General features: G+C 51.7%; 22 protein-coding genes. 4 read left to right on the top strand and 18 right to left on the bottom strand.

The features are described 5' to 3' along the window. Positions 1-97: 97 nt before the first annotated feature. Entirely contained in the window at positions 98-1,618 is a 1,521-nt protein-coding gene (gene yfcC, locus ACJHXB_RS20270) for a putative basic amino acid antiporter YfcC (RefSeq protein WP_001274493.1), read from the top strand. A gap of 32 nt (positions 1,619-1,650) precedes the next feature. Here the strand turns inward: yfcC and yfcD are convergent, their stop codons facing one another. Genes yfcD through yfcF form a run of 3 tightly spaced genes read right to left on the bottom strand, consistent with a single transcriptional unit; the run spans position 1,651 to position 3,502 of the window. Beyond that, positions 1,651-2,193, bottom strand: coding sequence for an NUDIX hydrolase YfcD (gene yfcD, locus ACJHXB_RS20265; protein ID WP_000437935.1), 543 nt, complete (start codon positions 2,191-2,193; stop codon positions 1,651-1,653). Between the two features lie 57 nt (positions 2,194-2,250). Beyond that, entirely contained in the window at positions 2,251-2,802 is a 552-nt protein-coding gene (gene yfcE, locus ACJHXB_RS20260; protein ID WP_001469102.1) for a phosphodiesterase, read from the bottom strand. A 55-nt stretch (positions 2,803-2,857) separates the two neighbouring features. Then, entirely contained in the window at positions 2,858-3,502 is a 645-nt protein-coding gene (gene yfcF / locus ACJHXB_RS20255; protein WP_000042447.1) for a glutathione transferase, read from the bottom strand. A gap of 135 nt (positions 3,503-3,637) precedes the next feature. On the opposite strand from yfcF, the gene yfcG reads away from it, so the two are divergent. Genes yfcG through ACJHXB_RS20240 form a run of 3 tightly spaced genes read left to right on the top strand, consistent with a single transcriptional unit; the run spans position 3,638 to position 5,618 of the window. Then, positions 3,638-4,285, top strand: a complete 648-nt coding sequence (gene yfcG / locus ACJHXB_RS20250; RefSeq protein ID WP_000566481.1) for a GSH-dependent disulfide bond oxidoreductase — start codon at positions 3,638-3,640, stop codon at positions 4,283-4,285. Between the two features lie 56 nt (positions 4,286-4,341). After that, a complete protein-coding gene (gene folX, locus ACJHXB_RS20245; protein ID WP_000068457.1) occupies positions 4,342-4,704 on the top strand; it encodes a dihydroneopterin triphosphate 2'-epimerase in 363 nt (120 codons plus the stop codon). 20 nt (positions 4,705-4,724) lie between these two features. Then, on the top strand, positions 4,725-5,618 hold the full coding sequence (locus ACJHXB_RS20240; protein ID WP_001028316.1) for a TIGR01777 family oxidoreductase: 894 nt from the start codon (positions 4,725-4,727) through the stop codon (positions 5,616-5,618). Positions 5,619-5,665: 47 nt separating this feature from the next. Here ACJHXB_RS20240 and rpnB read toward each other — a convergent pair whose 3' ends face one another. From rpnB to ACJHXB_RS20165, 15 genes are all read right to left on the bottom strand, one after another. Further along, positions 5,666-6,568 (bottom strand): recombination-promoting nuclease RpnB, encoded by a 903-nt coding sequence (gene rpnB / locus ACJHXB_RS20235; protein WP_000156126.1) that lies wholly within the window; start codon positions 6,566-6,568, stop codon positions 5,666-5,668. A gap of 196 nt (positions 6,569-6,764) precedes the next feature. Continuing rightward, entirely contained in the window at positions 6,765-7,538 is a 774-nt protein-coding gene (gene hisP, locus ACJHXB_RS20230; RefSeq protein ID WP_001293612.1) for a histidine ABC transporter ATP-binding protein HisP, read from the bottom strand. Positions 7,539-7,545: 7 nt separating this feature from the next. Continuing rightward, a complete protein-coding gene (locus ACJHXB_RS20225; protein ID WP_000569958.1) occupies positions 7,546-8,262 on the bottom strand; it encodes an ABC transporter permease in 717 nt (238 codons plus the stop codon). Beyond that, a complete protein-coding gene (gene hisQ / locus ACJHXB_RS20220) occupies positions 8,259-8,945 on the bottom strand; it encodes a histidine ABC transporter permease HisQ (RefSeq protein WP_000965518.1) in 687 nt (228 codons plus the stop codon). Before hisQ ends, ACJHXB_RS20225 begins: the two co-directional genes overlap by 4 nt. An 89-nt stretch (positions 8,946-9,034) precedes the next feature. After that, complete coding sequence (hisJ, locus tag ACJHXB_RS20215; RefSeq protein ID WP_000737621.1) at positions 9,035-9,817, bottom strand: histidine ABC transporter substrate-binding protein HisJ; 783 nt, start codon at positions 9,815-9,817, stop codon at positions 9,035-9,037. A 220-nt stretch (positions 9,818-10,037) separates the two neighbouring features. Continuing rightward, a complete protein-coding gene (argT, locus tag ACJHXB_RS20210; protein ID WP_000748261.1) occupies positions 10,038-10,820 on the bottom strand; it encodes a lysine/arginine/ornithine ABC transporter substrate-binding protein ArgT in 783 nt (260 codons plus the stop codon). Positions 10,821-11,085: 265 nt separating this feature from the next. Then, the gene (gene ubiX, locus ACJHXB_RS20205) at positions 11,086-11,655 is read right to left on the bottom strand and encodes a flavin prenyltransferase UbiX (RefSeq protein ID WP_000825691.1); all 570 of its coding nucleotides are present in this window, start codon (positions 11,653-11,655) and stop codon (positions 11,086-11,088) included. A 94-nt stretch (positions 11,656-11,749) separates the two neighbouring features. Further along, on the bottom strand, positions 11,750-13,267 hold the full coding sequence (purF, locus tag ACJHXB_RS20200) for an amidophosphoribosyltransferase (protein ID WP_000334221.1): 1,518 nt from the start codon (positions 13,265-13,267) through the stop codon (positions 11,750-11,752). A 36-nt stretch (positions 13,268-13,303) separates the two neighbouring features. After that, positions 13,304-13,792 carry a colicin V production protein gene (gene cvpA, locus ACJHXB_RS20195; RefSeq protein WP_000262113.1) on the bottom strand — a complete coding sequence of 163 codons (489 nt, stop codon included), beginning with the start codon at positions 13,790-13,792 and terminating at the stop codon, positions 13,304-13,306. 258 nt (positions 13,793-14,050) lie between these two features. Continuing rightward, positions 14,051-14,701 carry a cell division protein DedD gene (gene dedD, locus ACJHXB_RS20190; RefSeq protein WP_000147000.1) on the bottom strand — a complete coding sequence of 217 codons (651 nt, stop codon included), beginning with the start codon at positions 14,699-14,701 and terminating at the stop codon, positions 14,051-14,053. Next, positions 14,691-15,959 carry a bifunctional tetrahydrofolate synthase/dihydrofolate synthase gene (folC, locus tag ACJHXB_RS20185; RefSeq protein ID WP_000584550.1) on the bottom strand — a complete coding sequence of 423 codons (1,269 nt, stop codon included), beginning with the start codon at positions 15,957-15,959 and terminating at the stop codon, positions 14,691-14,693. Before folC ends, dedD begins: the two co-directional genes overlap by 11 nt. A 69-nt stretch (positions 15,960-16,028) precedes the next feature. Then, positions 16,029-16,943 carry an acetyl-CoA carboxylase, carboxyltransferase subunit beta gene (accD, locus tag ACJHXB_RS20180; RefSeq protein WP_000118404.1) on the bottom strand — a complete coding sequence of 305 codons (915 nt, stop codon included), beginning with the start codon at positions 16,941-16,943 and terminating at the stop codon, positions 16,029-16,031. A 155-nt stretch (positions 16,944-17,098) separates the two neighbouring features. After that, on the bottom strand, positions 17,099-17,758 hold the full coding sequence (locus ACJHXB_RS20175) for a DedA family protein (protein ID WP_000364327.1): 660 nt from the start codon (positions 17,756-17,758) through the stop codon (positions 17,099-17,101). 82 nt (positions 17,759-17,840) lie between these two features. Beyond that, positions 17,841-18,653, bottom strand: a complete 813-nt coding sequence (truA, locus tag ACJHXB_RS20170; RefSeq protein WP_001283590.1) for a tRNA pseudouridine(38-40) synthase TruA — start codon at positions 18,651-18,653, stop codon at positions 17,841-17,843. Next, complete coding sequence (locus ACJHXB_RS20165) at positions 18,653-19,666, bottom strand: aspartate-semialdehyde dehydrogenase (RefSeq protein ID WP_001289165.1); 1,014 nt, start codon at positions 19,664-19,666, stop codon at positions 18,653-18,655. The genes truA and ACJHXB_RS20165 overlap by 1 nt, the downstream gene beginning before the upstream one ends. Positions 19,667-19,725 lie beyond the last annotated feature (59 nt).

The raw sequence follows: 19,725 nt of genomic DNA, 5'->3' as shown, positions 1-19,725 counted from the left end.
TTTCTGATTATCTTGCTTAACTGCGCTGCATCAATGAATTACGCCATCTCAATTTGCATACTTACCACTTTGTTTTGTGCAAGGGAATATTTGCGCTATGTCCGCAATCACTGAATCTAAACCAACAAGAAGATGGGCAATGCCCGATACGTTGGTGATTATCTTTTTTGTTGCTATTTTAACCAGCCTTGCCACCTGGGTAGTTCCGGTGGGGATGTTTGACAGTCAGGAAGTGCAGTATCAGGTTGATGGTCAAACAAAAACACGCAAAGTCGTAGATCCACACTCATTTCGCATTCTGACTAACGAAGCAGGCGAACCTGAGTATCACCGCGTACAGCTGTTCACGACGGGCGATGAACGCCCGGGCCTGATGAACTTCCCGTTTGAAGGGTTAACCTCAGGATCGAAATACGGGACAGCCGTTGGCATCATCATGTTTATGCTGGTGATTGGCGGCGCGTTTGGCATTGTGATGCGTACAGGAACCATTGATAACGGTATCCTGGCGCTTATTCGCCATACCCGCGGGAATGAAATTCTCTTTATTCCTGCGCTCTTTATTCTGTTTTCACTTGGCGGCGCGGTATTTGGTATGGGAGAAGAGGCCGTCGCCTTTGCCATTATCATCGCACCGCTAATGGTCCGGCTGGGCTATGATAGTATTACCACCGTCCTGGTGACCTATATCGCCACGCAAATCGGTTTTGCCAGTTCGTGGATGAACCCGTTTTGTGTGGTCGTTGCTCAGGGGATTGCCGGCGTTCCGGTGCTTTCTGGCTCCGGGTTGCGCATCGTGGTGTGGGTTATCGCCACTCTGATTGGCCTGATCTTTACCATGGTGTACGCCTCACGAGTGAAAAAGAATCCTCTTCTGTCACGCGTGCATGAGTCCGACCGCTTCTTTCGTGAAAAGCAGGCTGATGTTGAACAACGTCCGTTTACCTTTGGTGACTGGCTGGTATTGATTGTCCTGACCGCCGTAATGGTCTGGGTGATTTGGGGCGTGATCGTTAATGCCTGGTTTATTCCTGAAATTGCCAGCCAGTTCTTCACCATGGGTCTGGTGATTGGCATCATCGGTGTTGTTTTCCGCCTTAACGGCATGACGGTTAATACCATGGCTTCATCCTTTACCGAAGGGGCGCGAATGATGATCGCCCCTGCCCTGCTGGTGGGTTTCGCCAAAGGGATTTTGCTGCTGGTCGGTAATGGTGAAGCGGGTGATGCCAGCGTGTTAAATACCATCCTCAACAGCATTGCCAATGCCATTAGCGGTCTGGATAACGCGGTCGCGGCCTGGTTTATGTTGCTCTTCCAGGCGGTATTTAATTTCTTCGTGACGTCTGGTTCTGGTCAGGCGGCGTTAACCATGCCGTTACTGGCACCGCTTGGCGATCTGGTCGGTGTTAACCGTCAGGTTACCGTGCTGGCGTTCCAGTTTGGTGATGGCTTCAGCCACATCATTTACCCGACCTCAGCTTCGTTAATGGCAACGCTCGGTGTTTGCCGGGTGGACTTCCGTAACTGGCTGAAGGTGGGCGCGACACTGCTTGGACTGCTGTTTATTATGTCCAGCGTCGTGGTGATCGGCGCTCAGTTGATGGGCTACCACTAAAAATGTTAAGAGCCGCAATTGCGGCTCTTTTTTCATTCTGCCGTTTCAGTCTCTACGGCTTCATTTTTGGCATTGCGCTTCATCCACAACGCCAGCGCTTTCAGCGAGTCTGGAGTGAACTCATCGCAGCGTGCGGTGATTTCTTCCGGCGTCAGCCAGCAAACTTCACTGACTTCATCTTCCTGTAGAGCGAAGGGACCGTGAGAGACGCAACTGAACAACGCGCCCCAGACTCGGCAATTTTTATCTTCGAAATAGAACTGCCCGTGCTCGGCAAAGGGGACACCGGCAATGCCCAACTCTTCTTCCGCTTCGCGACGCGCGGATTCCAGCAGTTGCTCATCGGCCTGGACTACACCGCCTGCGGTCGCATCTAACATGCCGGGTAAAAAGTCTTTTGTCTCGGTACGACGCTGGACCAGAATTTTGCCCATGCCATCATGCACGACGATGTAAGTTGCACGATGACGCAGACACTGTGCCCGCATTTGTTCCCGGCTGGCTTGTGCAATGACTTCGTTCTCTTCATTGACAATATCCACCCATTCAGTACTTGCCAAACGACGCTGTTCCATTATCAGGAAACCTTCTTTTTCTGGCGCTCTTACGGCGCATTTTGAGTTGTGGGTAAATTACGGATTAATCGCGACCTGCGCAATGATACTTTGATCATTGAGTGCGATTACACTAAGTACGTCATTATCCAGCATGCCATAACTCGCCGGATGACCGCCTTTCGGAATACTCACCGAGCCGGGGTTAAAGTGGAAAATCTCCCCCCGCTGTTCTGCCACTGGCAAATGAGTATGACCGTACACCAGCACATCGTTCTGGTTTAAAGCAGGTAGATTTTCCGGGCCAAAAAGATGACCATGCGTCAAAAACAGACGTTGTTTTTCCAGTAATACCTGTTGCCACGGCGCGGTTATCGGGAAATGCAGCAGCATTTGATCCACTTCGCTGTCGCAGTTGCCGCGCACAGCGATAACCTTATGTGCCACTTCATTAAGCCGTTCAGCGACTTTGGCTGGCGCGTAACCCTCCGGTAAAGCATTACGCGGGCCGTGATTCAACACGTCGCCAAGGATCACCAGCCACTGGGCACCGCTTTGGACAAACAACTCCAGAACACGTTCCGTCGCCGGTAACGACCCATGAATGTCCGATGCAAACATCAGTTTCATCACTCACTCCTCGTCGAAAAAACGTAAGCTATGATACTGGATTCTGTCGTCGCTATCAGCCAGATTGCTTCGCCGAAAGTGCAATAAAACGCTGCACAGACGCTCGCTGCCACTGGAATGTCGCATAATCCACCAGGCGTTCCGGCACCTCATCGCCATGTAGTACCAGGCGGTTAATCATTAGCGCCAGATCAGTATCAGCAATGCACCATTCACCAAATAAATTCGGCTGCCCCAGTGCTAACAAATGTTCTGCCATCGCGAACAGTTTCTCTGCACTGGCTTTTCCCTCCGCCGTTAATGGCGCTTTTTTCGCACCCGCAAAAACGACATCTGTCGAACGTTCTTCGCGGATGGGCATCAGATCGCTACGCAGCCAGGCCTGAATCTGTCGTGCACGCGCACGATTTTCTAAATCAAGCGGATAAATGCGTTCCCAGGTCGGTGGCGCAAATCGATCTTCCAGATACTCCGCAATGGCAGAAGATTCACTCAACTCAAAATCATCGATTTGTAATAACGGCACACGGCGTGTCTGACCGTAACCTTGCCACGTCGGCTGCAAATGTTCACCGCTGTCGAGGTCGATGGTCTTGATATGAAACGACAGGCCTTTTTCCTGCAACGCCACCCAGGCGGATAACACATAAGGGGAGAAAAAATGAGCATCTGACCAAAGCGTGATAGCGGGTTTACTCATTATGTCCTCGGCAATAAAGGTGGCTAGCTATCAAACTATAGAGCCTTTTTGTCACTGTCACGTGACGAATACTCACGCAAGTCGCCGCGCTTTCTATACTTGTGGTGTTCAGATGATTAGACAACCGGAGCTGCAATGATCGATCTCTATTTCGCCCCGACACCAAATGGTCACAAAATTACGCTGTTTCTCGAAGAAGCAGGGCTGGATTATCGCTTGATAAAGGTAGACCTGGGGAAAGGCGGTCAGTTTCGCCCGGAATTTTTGCACATTTCGCCTAACAACAAAATTCCGGCAATTGTTGATCATTCTCCAGCCGATGGCGGCGAACCGCTAAGCCTCTTTGAGTCTGGTGCCATTTTGTTGTATCTGGCTGAGAAAACGGGACTCTTTTTGAGTCATGAAATGCGTGAACGCGCCGCCACATTACAGTGGTTATTCTGGCAGGTAGGCGGACTGGGGCCGATGCTTGGGCAGAATCATCATTTTAATCACGCAGCCCCCCAAACCATTCCTTACGCTATTGAACGTTATCAGGTTGAAACTCAGCGTCTGTACCATGTACTGAACAAGCGACTGGAAAACTCGCCCTGGCTGGGAGGTGAGAACTACAGCATTGCGGATATTGCCTGCTGGCCGTGGGTTAATGCCTGGACTCGCCAGCGAATTGACCTCGCAATGTATCCGGCAGTCAAGAACTGGCATGAGCGGATCCGTTCGCGCCCTGCCACCGGTCAGGCACTGCTAAAAGCACAACTCGGTGATGAGCGTTCGGATAGTTAACAGAAACAGGTTCTCGTGTATTATTTCATCCTAAGTAAAACAACGGAGAACCTGCAATGGCACAACCTGCCGCTATTATTCGTATAAAGAACCTTCGTTTACGTACGTTTATCGGAATTAAGGAAGAAGAAATTAACAACCGTCAGGATATTGTTATCAATGTGACTATCCACTATCCCGCCGATAAAGCGCGCACCAGCGAAGATATCAACGATGCGCTGAATTATCGCACCGTAACGAAAAACATTATTCAGCATGTAGAGAATAACCGTTTCTCTTTGCTGGAAAAATTAACTCAGGATGTGCTCGATATCGCACGTGAACATCACTGGGTGACGTATGCTGAAGTGGAGATCGATAAACTGCACGCGCTGCGCTACGCCGATTCGGTATCCATGACCTTAAGCTGGCAGCGTTAACCGCCATATCGGGAGGCTGCATGAACATAGTGATCACCGGAGGGACGGGATTAATTGGTCGCCATTTGATTCCACGTTTGCTGGAGCTGGGCCATCAAATCACGGTAATGACGCGTAACCCGCAGAAAGCCAGTTCTGTTCTCGGCCCTCGGGTGACACTATGGCAAGGGCTTGCCGATCAAAGCAACCTCAACGGCGTTGATGCGGTAATCAACCTGGCCGGAGAACCGATTGCTGATAAACGCTGGACTCACGAGCAAAAAGAGCGTCTCTGCCAAAGCCGCTGGAATATCACGCAAAAACTGGTCGATTTGATTAATGCCAGCGACACGCCACCGTCGGTACTCATTTCCGGCTCGGCAACGGGCTTTTATGGCGACTTAGGTGAAGTGGTGGTTACCGAAGAGGAACCGCCGTATAACGAATTTACCCATAAACTCTGCGCCCGCTGGGAAGAAATTGCCTGTCGGGCACAAAGTGACAAAACGCGAGTGTGCCTGCTGCGTACCGGCGTAGTGCTGGCACCGGATGGCGGTATTCTCGGTAAAATGCTGCCGCCGTTTCGTCTTGGCTTGGGCGGGCCGATTGGTTCCGGTCGGCAGTATCTGGCCTGGATTCATATTGATGATATGGTCAACGGCATTCTCTGGCTGCTGGATAACGAGCTGCGCGGGCCATTTAATATGGTTTCGCCCTACCCGGTACGCAATGAACAATTTGCCCATGCGCTCGGTCATGCGCTGCATCGCCCGGCCATTTTGCGCGTCCCTGTGACCGCCATTCGACTGTTAATGGGCGAATCTTCAGTACTAGTATTAGGTGGACAACGAGCATTGCCTAAACGGCTGGAAGAAGCGGGTTTTGCGTTTCGCTGGTACGATTTAGAAGAGGCGCTGGCGGATGTTGTTCGCTGATGTGGTTTACTGCAAACATCCGCCAGTTAACTCCTGGTGTTACAGAATTAGTGGCTTTGCGCGATAAGATCGTCTGGTGAAAGTCGGGTCACCATCATAACTAACTCTCTGTCTAAACCTCTCTCCAGCATCTCCTGAGCAATACGCAGGGCTTCTTCGCGTTTGCCCAGAATTAATCCATCATTCCGGCCTTCTTCACGTAATCTGTCAGCAATAGTCATCAGTTTCTCCTTTTCTTGTGGTGCGCGTTCCGCTATCTCACCAATAAATGCACGGAAACGCTGGGCATCCCCCGTTTGTAATACGTAATTAAACAGGGCTTTTAGCTGTCTGTCATTAGTGTTCCCTGTAACTAGCAGCGAAACAATTTGGTCGACTAATCCCAACAGATCGCGCTGACGAATATGTTTCTGAATTAACTCCAACAGCGCCATTTTGCGATGTTGCATAATCTCGTCATCTGGCACCACGGTAATATCCACCAGCGGAAAAGCCGATGAATAAATTTTGCGGGCAATCGCAGGCTCGGCAAATTCATCAAGCCAGCAGAGTGAATATGGATAAGGGCTTCTGCAACCATGATAAAACAGCATCGGGATCACTAATGGAAGCTCTTTATAGCCCGCATCAAGATGGTTTTGCATCGCCGCAATGGAATAGCGCATCATGCGAAAAGCCATTAATTCCTCTGGCTTACTTTGGTGCTCTATCACCACATAAATATAACCCGCTCCCTCCTGCGTTTTCACAGACCACAAGAGGTCGGAATAATATTGCCGCAGGTCTTCATCAATAAAACTGTTTGGTTCCAGTTTAAGCGTTGTTAAATCACACAGTTTGCGCAGCGGCGCGGGAAGATGAATATCAATAAAATCCCGCGCGGTGTCTGGATGGCGTAAAAAAGATTTAAATACCGCGTCATGCGGCGTGGAAGTTGTCGATATTGTCATGGCGTTCCGTCACCCCTCAAATTTAAGATAACGCGACAATAACCACGATTAACCCCCAATGCAGCAGGCAGTTTTTATCTTTGGACAGCGAATTCAGAACTATTTTTAGCGGACTGCAACTTTTACATTTCAGCGGAAGCTGACTCGCAAATTCCCCTTGAAAATACTCCGGCAGCGTTAGCCACCGGAGGGGGAATTATTTCAGCGATCCCTTAAGGAACTGTTGCAGACGAGGACTTTGCGGGTTACCGAATAACTGTTCTGGCGCGCCCTCTTCTTCTATTTTCCCCTGATGGAGGAAAATGACGTGAGTAGAAACATGGCGAGCAAAGCCCATTTCGTGAGTCACTACCACCATGGTTTTCCCCTCTTCTGCCAGTTGCTGCATAATGCGCAGCACTTCGCCTACCAGTTCAGGATCGAGCGCCGAGGTAGGTTCATCAAACAGTAAAACTTCCGGTTCCATCGCCAGCGCCCTTGCGATGGAAACACGCTGTTGCTGACCGCCGGAAAGATGCACCGGATATTTCCCCTGCGCACGTTCGTCTATCCCGACTTTCGCCAGATACTTCACCGCCCGCTCGCGCGCTTCCTGCTTGCTCAGGCCCAACACCTGAATCGGCGCTTCCATGACATTTTCCAGCACCGTCATATGGCTCCAGAGATTGAAGTGCTGGAATACCATCGTCAGGCGTGTGCGCAGTAAGCGCAGCTGATTTTTATCGGCGACTTTGAGTTGACCATCTTTGTCGCGCACCAGATTGATCGTCTGGCCATTGACCACGATCGATCCTTCGCTCGGTTTTTCGAGGAAGTTAATGCAGCGCAGAAAGGTACTTTTCCCCGATCCCGACGATCCGATGATGCTTATGACATCTCCGGCATTCGCTTGCAGTGAGACCCCTTTCAGCACTTCGTGTTCGCCATAGCGTTTGTGCAAATCGATAACGTTTAATTTATTCTCGGACATCGTATTCTCAGTGCGTTGAAGAAGGTTTCACATGCTGCAACCAGCGTTTTTCCGCTCTGCGAAAGAGGCTGATCAGGACATAAGAGATGATTAAATAGAGCACCGCGGCAATGCCGAAGGCGGTAAAAGGTTGATACGTGGCGGCGTTAATATCGCGGGCTATTTTCAGCAGATCCGGCACTGTAGCGGTGAAAGCCAGCGCAGTAGAGTGCAGCATCAGGATCACTTCGTTGCTGTAGGCCGGTAACGCAATACGCAGCGCCGATGGCAAAATAATGCAGCGATACATTTTAAAGGTCGAGAAGCCATAGGCTCTGGCGGCTTCAATTTCCCCATGCGGCACTGAACGGATTGCCCCGGCAAAAATCTCGGTAGTGTAAGCGCAGGTGTTGAGCGTCAGCGCCAGCACGGTACAGTTCAGGCCACTGCGAAAAAAGGCGTTAAGGAACTCGGTTCCCTTAACAATTTCCAGCGTGTACATGCCGGAATAGAACACCAGCAACTGAACATACAGCGGCGTACCGCGAAAAATATAGGTAAATAACCAGATTGGAAACTGGATGTATTTATTACTTGAGACGCGACCAATCGCCAGAAACAGCGCCAGGACTCCGCCTATCACTACCGACAAAATCAGCAGCCACAGGGTGATCGCCACGCCAGTAAAGCGATAACCGTCAGTCCACAGCAGCGGTTTCCAGTATTCATGTAAGATTTCGATCACAGGTCAGCCCTCTTCACACCCACGGAGTAGCGGCGCTCAAGGAACAGCAGCACACCATTGGAAACGGTGGTGAAAACCAGGTAAATCACGCCACAAACGATGGCGAAATAGAACGGTTCCCAGGTACTTTTGCCTGCCAGCTGCGTGGCTTTGACCACATCTTCCAGGCCAAGTAACGAAACCAGTGCGGTAGATTTAAGGATCACCTGCCAGTTGTTGCCAATGCCTGGCAGGGCGTAACGCATCATCGCCGGAAACATGATCCGCCGAAACACTTGCCCACGAGTAAAACCGAACGCCGTCGCCGCTTCTATATGTCCTTTCGGCACAGCCATAAACGCGCCACGGAACGTTTCGGTAAAGTAAGCACCGTAGATAAAACCAAGAGTGATAATACCTGCGACCATCGGATCAATATCAATCTGCCCGACGCCCATCGCCTCCGTCACCGTGTTTAGTGCAATCTGCAAACCGTAGAAAATCAGCAGCATCAACACCAAGTCCGGCACGCCACGAATCAGCGTGGTGTAGCCTTCGAAAATAAGGCCCGAAAGCCGATTTTGCGAGAGCTTACCGCCAGCGCCAATTAAACCGATGATTACGGCGAGCACTACAGAGCTGATAGCCAGCTCCAGCGTGACGAGCGCACCCTGTAAAATAACACCTGAAAACCCATACAACATGCAGCCTGTCCTGTCGTGTGTGGTGAATTACCGCCTCTTGTCTCCCTCCGGTTACCCGAAGGGAGCGGGCTTTCTTTCACCGATGGCGATTAACCACCATAAACATCAAAATCGAAGTACTTTTTCGCTAATTTCTCGTAAGTACCGTCAGCGCGCATTTCGGCAAAGGCTTTGTTCAGTGCCTCGCGCAGTTCGTTATCTTCTTTACGCAGGCCCATGCCGGTCCCTACGCCAAACAGTTTTTCATCTTTAACAGACGGGCCACCGAATTTGTAATCTTTACCGACTGGCTGCTTGAGGAAACCTTCGCTGGCAGCGACCTCATCCTGGAACGCGGCATCAATACGTCCGGCAGTCAGGTCAGAATAAATGTTGTCCTGCCCCTGATACGAGACGATTTCAATGCCTTTTGGTGCCCAGTGTTCATTACCGAACGTCTCCTGGGTGGTGCCCTGCAATACGCCTACCCGCTTGCCTTTCAGCGACTCGACTGTCGGCTGAATGTCGGAATTTTTCGCCACCACCAGACGAGAATCGGCAGCGTACAGTTTGTCGGTGAAGGCTATTTCTTGCTGACGTTTTTCCGTAATGGAAAGCGATGACATGATGGCGTCAATCTTCTTCGCTTTTAAGGACGGGATTAACGCATCCAGTGGGTTTTCGACAAACGTACATTGCGTATTGATGCGTTTGCACAACTCCTTTGCCAGATCGATATCGAAGCCAACCAGTTCACCTTGTGAATTTTTTGATTCAAATGGCGCATAGGTCGGATCGGTACCGATGCGGATGTTTTGCGGAATCGCAGCAAACGCCGCAGTTGCGCTGGAGAAGGCCAGAACCAGAGAGAGCGATAGCACCAGTTTTTTCATAATGTCCTCAACTGACAGTCTTTTTATAGGGAATATTTACAGGTTTGTTACACTTATCGTGCCATAAAATTGACCATCAAGGCAAAATATCCCGCCCCGTTAGACGTATTATTTTTCATTAAAAATGCTTAAGTATGCATTTCAATGCACCACGATAGTGCAACAAACCTGGCGTGCACCATGATGATCATTCCATCAGGTACAGCTTCCCTGCGACGTATCAGTCACCGTAGACATTAAAGTCAAAATACTTTTTCGCCATCTTGTCGTAGGTGCCGTCCTGACGCAGCTCGCCAAGCGCCTTATTGAAGGCAGCCGTCAGTTCCGCATCATCTTTACGTAGCCCTACACCGGTGCCGTCACCGAAGTATTTTTTGTCTTTCACTGATGAGCCAGCAAAGGCGAAATCTTTACCAGCAGGTTGCTTGAGGAATCCTTCGCTGGCAGCAACTTCATCTTGTAACGCAGCATCCAGACGTCCTGCAGCCAGATCGGAATAGACCAAATCCTGGTTGGCATAGGCCACCACATCCACGCCTTTGCTACGCCAGGTCTCGTTAGCGTAAGCTTCCTGGGTTGATCCCTGCAGCACACCCACATGTTTACCTTTCAGTGAATCCAGCGTTGGCTGAATCGGCGAACCTTTGGCGGCAATCAAACGAGAATCTGCGGCGTACAACTTGTCGGAGAAAGCAATCTCCTGCTGACGTTTATCGGTAATGGAGAGCGACGAAATAATGGCGTCGATTTTTTTCGCTTTCAGTGAGGGGATCAGCGCGTCAAAGTCACTGGCAACCCAGGTACATTTCACCTGCATCCGTTTGCACATCTCGTTACCGAGATCGATATCAAAGCCAACAAAGTCACCTTTGGCATCTTTCGATGAGAACGGCGCATAGGTGGTATCGGTTCCGATACGTACCGTCTCCGGTAGCGCCGCATAGCTGGAAGCCGCTGCAGAGAGACCGACTAACAAAGACAGAGCGAGAATCGACTTCTTCATACATAACCCTCAAGTGAAAATGGCTTTTTTATGTTGTGTATTGTGTTGTGTGTTTGCAGGCTCTTTCATGCAGGTCTTATGCCATCTTTACGACAACAGTAACATTCAACGTTAAATATGTTAATAAGACGTTGCATTATTGTCCTAAAGTTGAAGATAGCAGGTATGGCGGTTGAATCGCAGCGTTTCGATTCATCGAAAGGAACAAAATGTCGAGGATTTGATCGCGGTTGCAAAATTGCCCTGAAACAGGGCAACAATGAGGTTATGCGCCCTGCCAGCGGGCAAAGAGATCTTCAGGAAGCGTTATGGCGAATTGATCGAGTACACGGTTAACCGTCTGATTTATCACATCATCAAGGGATTGCGGGCGATGATAAAACGCCGGAACGGGAGGCATAATCACCGCACCGATTTCTGCCGCCTGGGTCATTAAACGCAGATGGCCTAAGTGCAATGGTGTTTCACGCACGCAGAGCACCAGCGGGCGACGCTCTTTCAGCACAACATCTGCCGCACGGGTCAGTAAGCCATCAGTATAGCTATGGACAATGCCGGACAGGGTTTTGATTGAACAGGGTAAAATCACCATCCCCAGTGTCTGGAAAGAACCGGAAGAAATGCTGGCAGCAATATCGCGCGCATCGTGCGTCACATCGGCTAATGCCTGCACTTCGCGCAGGGAAAAATCCGTTTCGAGGGATAAGGTCTGGCGCGCGGCCTGGCTCATCACCAGATGCGTTTCAACATCTGCGACATCGCGCAGAACCTGTAATAAGCGCACGCCATAAATCGCGCCGCTGGCACCGCTGATGCCTACAATGAGTCGTTTCATAAATAGTTGCCCTGTCAGACTTGCAGGCAGACTTTGCAGGATTTCGGCGGGAGTTGCAAGTCAGGGTGCCAGACCGGCACCCTGAGCGAAGGCATCATCCTTCGTTATGCATTTCGAGATTTTCCACTTCGTTCTGACGTTGCACTGCTTTGGCGTCGTCATTACGTAAAGTATCGAGGAAATCGAGGTAGCCCTGATCAACATCTTTGGTGACGTAAACGCCGTTGAACACCGAACACTCAAACTGCTGAATATCCGGGTTTTCAGCGCGAACGGCTTCGATCAGATCGTTCAGATCCTGGAAAATCAACCCGTCAGCACCGATGATCTGGCGAATTTCATCTACTTCGCGACCGTGAGCGATCAGTTCCGTGGCGCTCGGCATATCAATACCATAAACGTTCGGGAAGCGAATTTCCGGTGCCGCAGAAGCGAGATACACTTTCTTCGCTCCGGCTTCGCGTGCCATCTCGATAATCTGCTCAGAAGTGGTGCCACGGACGATGGAGTCGTCGACCAGCAGGACGTTTTTATCGCGGAACTCGGCGCGGTTGGCGTTCAGTTTACGGCGCACGGACTTACGACGCAGCTGCTGGCCCGGCATGATAAAGGTGCGGCCAACATAGCGGTTTTTAACGAAGCCCTGGCGGTACGGCTTGCCCAGAATACGAGCAATTTCCAGCGCGATATCACACGAGGTTTCCGGGATCGGGATCACCACGTCGATATCCAGATCTTCCCATTCGCGGGCAATTTTCTCGCCCAGTTTCGTACCCATATTCACACGCGCGCTGTAAACGGAAATTTTGTCGATGAACGAGTCCGGGCGAGCAAAGTATACATACTCAAACAGGCACGGATTGCTGACCGGATTGTCAGCACATTGACGGGTAAACAACTGCCCTTCTTCAGTGATGTAAATCGCTTCGCCCGGCGCGACGTCACGCAGGAAATCAAAGCCCAGCGTATCGAGCGCTACGCTTTCGGAAGCGACCATATATTCTGTACGGTTCTCGTCAATATCACGTTTTCCCAGTACCAGCGGACGAATCCCGTTTGGATCGCGGAAAGCAACCATACCATGGCCGATAATCATCGCCACGCAGGCATACGCGCCGCGGATTAAGCGGTTTGTGGCAGCAATGGCAGCGAAAATATTGTCGGCTTCCAGCGGGTAGTGGCGGAAGTTGTCCAACTCGCTGGCGAAGATATTAAGCAGAATTTCCGAGTCGGAAGTGGTGTTGATGTGGCGGCGTTTTTCTTCAAACAGTTTTTTACGTAACTCATGCGCGTTGGTCAGATTGCCGTTGTGGGCAAGCGTAATGCCATACGGAGAGTTAACGTAAAACGGCTGCGCTTCAGAGGCGCTGGAGCTGCCAGCCGTAGGGTAACGCACATGACCAATGCCCATATTGCCCTGCAAACGCTGCATATGGCGAGCTTCAAATACATCGCTCACCAGCCCGTTCGCTTTACGCAAACGGAAGCAGTTATTGGCATCTATGGTGATGATGCCGGCGGCATCCTGACCGCGATGCTGAAGCACCGTTAAGGCATCATAAATCGACTGGTTAACCGGCATAACACCGGCGATACCGACAATACCGCACATACGTCTTTTTCCTCGTTAAGCCACATCTCAGAGCACTTACGCTCTGGGCAAGAAACTTGACGAGCTTTGCAGATAATCAAAAAACCATCTGATGATAAAACTGAACTGCGGGATCAGCTGTGATTTGCTCCAGTCTTCGCTTTTCGACACCCCGGTAAAGGAGTCGAGAAAGAAGAGAATGGCGGCAACAATCAACACACCGCGCAACGCACCGAAACAGACGCCCAGCACCCGATCGGTGCCTGACAACCCCGTTTTCTCCACCAACTGGCCTATCACGAAGTTCACGATAGCACCAACGATCAGGGTAGCGATAAACAGTACCGCGATGGCAATCCCATTTCGAACCAGTTCGTCTTCAAAGCCCGTAAACCAGACTGACAGGTAAGTGTAGTAATGACTGGCAACAAAGAAAGCACAACCCCATGTCACCAGCGATAACGCTTCACGAACAAAGCCGCGGATCAGGCTAACCAGAGAGGAAAAAGCAATCACCGCGATTATGGCGTAATCAATCCAGACCATATGTGTCCCACGATTTTACGCCCTGTCATCCTGTTCGGGGCGCATTCTAACAGAAAAAGAAAACGTTTGCGTAGGGATTTCCTTCCCGCGCATCAATAAAAATGGCGCTGAAAAAATATTCAACGCCATCGACTTTTTATGCCTTTGCGGCATCGGACAATGCGTGTCGGATGCGGCGTAAACGCCTTATCCGACCTACGGCTCTACCCCTGCGCAGGCCTGATAAGACGCGCCAGCGTCGCATCAGGCAAGACCGTATTAATTCGGCGTATAGCCCATTACCACGCCACTTAAGCCAGAAAGTTGCTTCAACTCACCCAGCGAACCTTTCAGCTTATCTTTCGAGGCATCTGGCCCAACCAGAATACGGGTAATTTTGCCCTGCACTGGCGTGGATGGCGACGTATAAACCCGATAACCGGCACCGCGCAGCTTACCGACAATCTCATTCACTTTATCGGCATTTTTCAGTGCGCCCAGTTGTACAACATAGGCTTTACCCGTTGGCGCTGCTTTTTCTTCCACGACCGGCTTCGGCGCAGGTGGTGCTTCAACCTTCGGTTTAGGCGACTCCACCGGTTTCGGCTTCGGTGGGGCGACCGGTGCAGGTTCCGGTTCAAACTCGGTGTTATTGGCTGCAATAGTGGCCGGATCGAGCGACGGTGCTGCGGCATCACCTGCCCGCACCTCTTCCGCTGCGCCTTCCGGCGGCTGCGTCGGCAACGCCTGGGTGGCGGCTGGCATCATATCAGGCTCATCGCGATCGCCAGCTTTCGGCACCAGCGGGATAGCCGCGAACTCATCCTGATAATGTTTTTTCTGCCCGTCCAGCAGCCCTGGAAGTACAATCACCCCCAGCGCCACCAGCACGATCGTGCCCACTAACCGATTCTGAAACTTACTTGCCACCGCTTCTCCTCGCGTCAATCACTTCCATGACATGTGCGACCGTGTGGAACGAACCACACACCAGCACGGTATCTTCCGCTTTAGCGTCCGCCATTGCGGCATCCCATGCCTGCGCCACGCTATCAAATGATTTGCCGTTACCCAAATGCTCAAGCAGTTGTTCTGCCGTGGCACCGCGCGGCCCTTCCAGTGGCGCACAATACCAGTCATCAACCACGCTTTTCAACCAGGCCAGAGTTCCGGCAATATCTTTATCATGTAGCATACCGATAACCGCCAGTACGCGCCCGTTTTTCGGTAGCGCTTTCATACGCCCGGTGAGATATTCCGCCGCATGTGGATTATGCGCGACATCAAAAATAACGCGTGGTGACTCGCTCACAATCTGGAAACGTCCCGGCAAAATTGCGCTGGCAATCCCGTCGCGAATGGCATTTTCACTGACCTCCAGCCCGCTGGCACGCAGTGCCGCCAGCGCCGTTGCGGCATTCGGTTGCGGGACAAGCGGCAACGGCAGATTTTCCAGCGTGCCGTGAGCATCGCTAAACGCCCAGTCATGATCGGTGACGGAATAGTTCCACTCAACGCCCCGACGTTGTAACAGTGCACTTTTTTCCTGCGCCACATCAGCAATGGTAGAAGGCATTTCCGGCTCACCAACAATTGCCGGTTTTTCGCTGCGGAAGATGCCTGCTTTCTCGCGACCAATGCTTTCGCGATCTGGCCCCAGCCAGTCGGTATGATCCAGCGCAATGCTGGTTACTACCGCAACATCGGCATCGACAATATTGGTTGCGTCCAGACGACCGCCCAGCCCTACTTCCAGAATCACCACGTCAAGTTGTGCCTGTTTGAACAGCCACAACGCCGACAGCGTACCGTACTCGAAATAGGTCAGGGAAATATCACCGCGTGCCGATTCAATCTCCGCAAAAGAGGCGGTGTGGGCCGATTCCGGCAATTCCTGGCCCTGCACACGTACGCGCTCGGTATAACGCACCAGATGCGGCGAACTGTAGACGCCCACTTTGTACCCTGCCGCCATCAGAATCGACTCCAGCGTACGGCAGGTGGTGCCTTTGCCATTCGTACCCGCAACGGTAAACACAAATGGCGCTGGTTTCAGAATGCCAAGACGCGCCGCGACCTGGCTCACGCGCTCAAGGCCGAGATCGATAGTTTTACTGTGCAGGTTTTCCAGATAAGAAAGCCACGAAGCCAGAGGCGACGCGGCTTGAGGAGTGCGTTTGATAATCATGGTATCCGCTGATTCGTTACGGTGAGAATAGCAAAAGGGCAGAGCCAGTGGCCCTGCCCTTATCAGTTATCAGGCCTCAGGTTCCTGATCTGGTACCGGTGGCACCACTACGCCTTCACGCGGCGCTTCAGGATTCGGCGCTGGCAGATTCATCAACTTCGCCAGAATACTCGCCAGTTTCAGGCGCATTTCCGGACGACGGACGATCATGTCGATCGCGCCCTTCTCGATCAGGAATTCACTGCGCTGGAATCCTGGCGGCAGTTTTTCGCGAACGGTCTGTTCGATAACACGCGGACCGGCAAAGCCGATTAACGCTTTCGGTTCAGCGATGTTGAGATCGCCCAGCATGGCGAAACTTGCAGAAACACCACCCATGGTCGGGTCGGTCAGCACGGAGATGTACGGCAAGCCGCGCTCCTGCATTTTTGCCAGCGCCGCAGAGGTTTTCGCCATCTGCATCAGCGACATCAGTGCTTCCTGCATACGTGCGCCACCAGAGGCGGAGAAGCAGATCAGTGGGCAGTTATCTTCCAGCGCCTGCTCAACGGCACGCACGAAACGTGCACCTACCACAGACCCCATGGAACCGCCCATAAAGGCGAACTCGAATGCCGCAGCGACAACTGGCATTCCATACAGGGTGCCTTTCATCACCACCAGCGCATCTTTTTCGCCGGTTTCTTTCTGCGCAGATGCCAGACGGTCTTTATACTTCTTGGAGTCACGAAACTTCAGCACATCTTTCGGCTCAAGCTCGCTACCCAGCTCCACAAGGCTTCCTTCATCTAACAGGCTATGCAGGCGATTACGCGCTGTCATACGCATGTGATGGTCACACTTCGGACAGACCTCAAGATTACGTTCCAGCTCAGCGCGGTATAAAACCTGACCGCAGCTATCACACTTAGTCCACACCCCTTCAGGAATGCTCGCCTTGCGGGTGGGAGTAATGTTGCTTTTAATTCGTTCAATCCAGCTCATTAGGGACCTTTCTGTCTGAACCTGGTTCGATGCCAGTTTTATCTTTGGGGACGCATAATGCCATTTTTGCCCCCAACAGACCATGAATGTTGCACATTAAAACATAACAGCCCGAAACTTTGGATAAAAAAGTGGTCGAACCGCGGAGTTACTTTTTATTTTGCGGCGCGTGCCGCAGCGCGTTTGTGGCGAATAAATTCGAAAACACCTGGCAATATTGAAACAAAAATAATGCCAACAATCATCAGTTTAAGGTTGCTCTGAATGAAGGGGAGCGTTCCGAAGAAATAACCCGCGTAGGTAAAAATCAGTACCCATAGCAACGCGCCGATGACGTTAAAAGCGGCGAAATGACGATACGACATGTGGCCCATTCCCGCAACGAACGGCGCGAACGTTCTGACGATCGGCACAAAACGGGCGAGAATAATCGTTTTGCCGCCATGTTTCTCATAAAACTGATGAGTCTTATCAAGATAACTGCGACGAAAGATTTTCGAATCCGGATTACTGAACAGTTTGTCACCAAATAACCGTCCAATGGTGTAGTTCACCGCGTCACCCACAATCGCGGCGATCAGCATCAGCACCACCATCATATGGACGTTGAGATCGTTGGTTTCCAGTGATGCCAACGCACCGGCAACAAACAGCAATGAATCACCCGGTAAAAACGGCGTTACCACCAGACCGGTTTCACAGAACAAAATTAAGAACAAAATGGCATAAACCCAGACGCCATACTCCGCGACCAGTTCTGCCAGATGCACGTCAATGTGCAGGATAAAATCGATGAGGAAATAAATCAGGTCCATATTAGCCTATGCCTTGTACTCGTCATCTTTCAGGCTGTAACTACGTTGGCTACAGCCTGAAATGTTCCGAGCATTATTCTTGTTAGTCCGCCAGAAATAGCGGGCCCATTGGCGGTTTTGGAAGATCATACCGGTCAGGGTAATCCACCGCGACCAGATACAGCCCTTCCGCTTTTGCCGTTGCTGCCGCCAGCGTTCTGTCCTTTGCCGCCAGCAACTCTGCTATCCAGCTCTCCGGCTGGTTGTGGGCACCGACTTCCATCAGGCTGCCGACAATATTCCTGACCATATGATGTACAAAGGCATTCGCTTTGATATCTACCACCACATAAGGACCGTGACGCGTGACATTAATATGCATAACGTTGCGCCACGGGGTTCGGGACTGGCACTGCACCGCACGGAACGAGGTGAAATCATTCTCGCCCAGCAAGCATTGCGCAGCCCGATGCATCCGTTCAGCGTCCAGCGGTTCGTAAAAATGGGTTACCCCTTTACTCAGTACCGCCGGGCGCAGCCGATGATTGTAGATGATGTAGCGATAACGGCGAGCCGTGGCGCTAAATCGGGCATGAAAATCATCAGGTACAGCTTTAACCCAACGCACGGCGATGTCACCAGGTAAATTCGCATTTACGCCCAACGTCCACGCAGCGTCTTTGCGCTGCGCGGTCGTTTCGAAATGCACAACCTGCCCGGTGCCGTGTACACCTGCGTCAGTACGCCCGGCGCAGAAGACGGTGATCGGTTCGTTCGCCACCTGGGAGAGCGCCTTTTCCAGCTTCTCCTGCACACTGCGGACTTCGTTCTGCCGTTGCCAGCCGTAATACTTACTGCCGTCGTACTCAATGCCCAGCGCAATTTTATAAACTGGCGGTTGTTGCTGGTCGGACATTAGTACAGATACTCCTGCACCAGTTTCTCGGCGATTTTTACTGCCATCAGCGCGCCGCCAAAGCGAACGTTATCGGCCACCGACCAGAACTGAACTTGCTCCGGCATACCGTAGTCATTACGCACGCAGCCAACAGAAAGATGCGGCGTACCAGAAGCATCCCCCACCTGAGTCGGGAATTCGTTCTCTTCAGAGAGCACAATATCTTCGCCCTGAGCAAACGCATCACGCGCTTCTTCTGCCGCCAGCGGACGCAGAGCTTCAAAGTTGACCATCTGGGCGTGGCCGTAGAATACCGGTGCCTGGACGACGCTTGCCGAAATCATCAGCCCTTCGTCCTGCAGGATTTTGCGTACTTCGTCAACGATACGACGTTCTTCACGCACGCTACCTTCGCTATCCGGCAGTAACGGCAGCATGTTGAACGCCAGCTGACGCCCGAAGAAATCTTCTTCATCAATCGGAATGCCGTTGAGCAATTTCGCACTCTGCCCCGCTAACGCATCGACCGCTTTTTTGCCCTGGGCGGAGGCTGAAATCAGGCTGGTAACGCTGATACGCGACAAACCGCCCTGATCGATTAACGGTTTCAGTGCCGCCAGCAGTTGGCTGGTCAGACTGTCCGGTACGGCGATGACATTCCGGTTGCGGTAATCGGTCAGTACAAACGGGTTTACTTCCGGCACCACCAGCGGTACGTCAGGTTCGAGAGCAAACAATCCGCTGCTATCGATCACCAGGCAACCTGAGTTGGTCGCTTCTTCAACCCAGGCAGCGGTAGCTTCTTTGCCTGCGACAAAAAACGCCAGCTGCGCCTGCGTCCAGTCGAATTCAGCGGCATCCTGCACGGTGATTGTCTTACCACCAAAGCGCAGTTGTTCGCCTGCGCTTTCGTTACGTGCCAGTGCATAAATTTCCCCAACCGGGAACTGACGTTCAGCCAGCGTTTCAAGCAGGGCTTCGCCCACAGCGCCAGTTGCGCCCAGGACGGCAATGTTCCAGCCTTCAGACATGGTGGTTTACTCCAGAAATAGCAAAGCTCCCTGCCAATATTACAGCAGAGAGCATGAAG

It is taken from the genome of Escherichia sp. WS3227_2 (assembly GCF_046486495.1).
GTDB lineage: Bacteria > Pseudomonadota > Gammaproteobacteria > Enterobacterales > Enterobacteriaceae > Escherichia > Escherichia coli.
This window is presented reverse-complemented; position numbering and strand designations above follow the sequence as displayed.

Excerpts from the sequence above, each read along its gene's own strand:
- yfcC (WP_001274493.1), top strand. The coding sequence starts at position 98 with ATGTCCGCAATCACTGAATCTAAACCAACAAGAAGATGGGCAATGCCC.
- yfcD (WP_000437935.1), bottom strand. The coding sequence starts at position 2,193 with ATGGAACAGCGTCGTTTGGCAAGTACTGAATGGGTGGATATTGTCAAT.
- yfcE (WP_001469102.1), bottom strand. The coding sequence starts at position 2,802 with ATGAAACTGATGTTTGCATCGGACATTCATGGGTCGTTACCGGCGACG.
- yfcF (WP_000042447.1), bottom strand. The coding sequence starts at position 3,502 with ATGAGTAAACCCGCTATCACGCTTTGGTCAGATGCTCATTTTTTCTCC.
- yfcG (WP_000566481.1), top strand. The coding sequence starts at position 3,638 with ATGATCGATCTCTATTTCGCCCCGACACCAAATGGTCACAAAATTACG.
- folX (WP_000068457.1), top strand. The coding sequence starts at position 4,342 with ATGGCACAACCTGCCGCTATTATTCGTATAAAGAACCTTCGTTTACGT.
- ACJHXB_RS20240 (WP_001028316.1), top strand. The coding sequence starts at position 4,725 with ATGAACATAGTGATCACCGGAGGGACGGGATTAATTGGTCGCCATTTG.
- rpnB (WP_000156126.1), bottom strand. The coding sequence starts at position 6,568 with ATGACAATATCGACAACTTCCACGCCGCATGACGCGGTATTTAAATCT.
- hisP (WP_001293612.1), bottom strand. The coding sequence starts at position 7,538 with ATGTCCGAGAATAAATTAAACGTTATCGATTTGCACAAACGCTATGGC.
- hisQ (WP_000965518.1), bottom strand. The coding sequence starts at position 8,945 with ATGTTGTATGGGTTTTCAGGTGTTATTTTACAGGGTGCGCTCGTCACG.
- hisJ (WP_000737621.1), bottom strand. The coding sequence starts at position 9,817 with ATGAAAAAACTGGTGCTATCGCTCTCTCTGGTTCTGGCCTTCTCCAGC.
- argT (WP_000748261.1), bottom strand. The coding sequence starts at position 10,820 with ATGAAGAAGTCGATTCTCGCTCTGTCTTTGTTAGTCGGTCTCTCTGCA.
- ubiX (WP_000825691.1), bottom strand. The coding sequence starts at position 11,655 with ATGAAACGACTCATTGTAGGCATCAGCGGTGCCAGCGGCGCGATTTAT.
- purF (WP_000334221.1), bottom strand. The coding sequence starts at position 13,267 with ATGTGCGGTATTGTCGGTATCGCCGGTGTTATGCCGGTTAACCAGTCG.
- cvpA (WP_000262113.1), bottom strand. The coding sequence starts at position 13,792 with ATGGTCTGGATTGATTACGCCATAATCGCGGTGATTGCTTTTTCCTCT.
- folC (WP_000584550.1), bottom strand. The coding sequence starts at position 15,959 with ATGATTATCAAACGCACTCCTCAAGCCGCGTCGCCTCTGGCTTCGTGG.
- accD (WP_000118404.1), bottom strand. The coding sequence starts at position 16,943 with ATGAGCTGGATTGAACGAATTAAAAGCAACATTACTCCCACCCGCAAG.
- ACJHXB_RS20175 (WP_000364327.1), bottom strand. The coding sequence starts at position 17,758 with ATGGACCTGATTTATTTCCTCATCGATTTTATCCTGCACATTGACGTG.
- truA (WP_001283590.1), bottom strand. The coding sequence starts at position 18,653 with ATGTCCGACCAGCAACAACCGCCAGTTTATAAAATTGCGCTGGGCATT.
- ACJHXB_RS20165 (WP_001289165.1), bottom strand. The coding sequence starts at position 19,666 with ATGTCTGAAGGCTGGAACATTGCCGTCCTGGGCGCAACTGGCGCTGTG.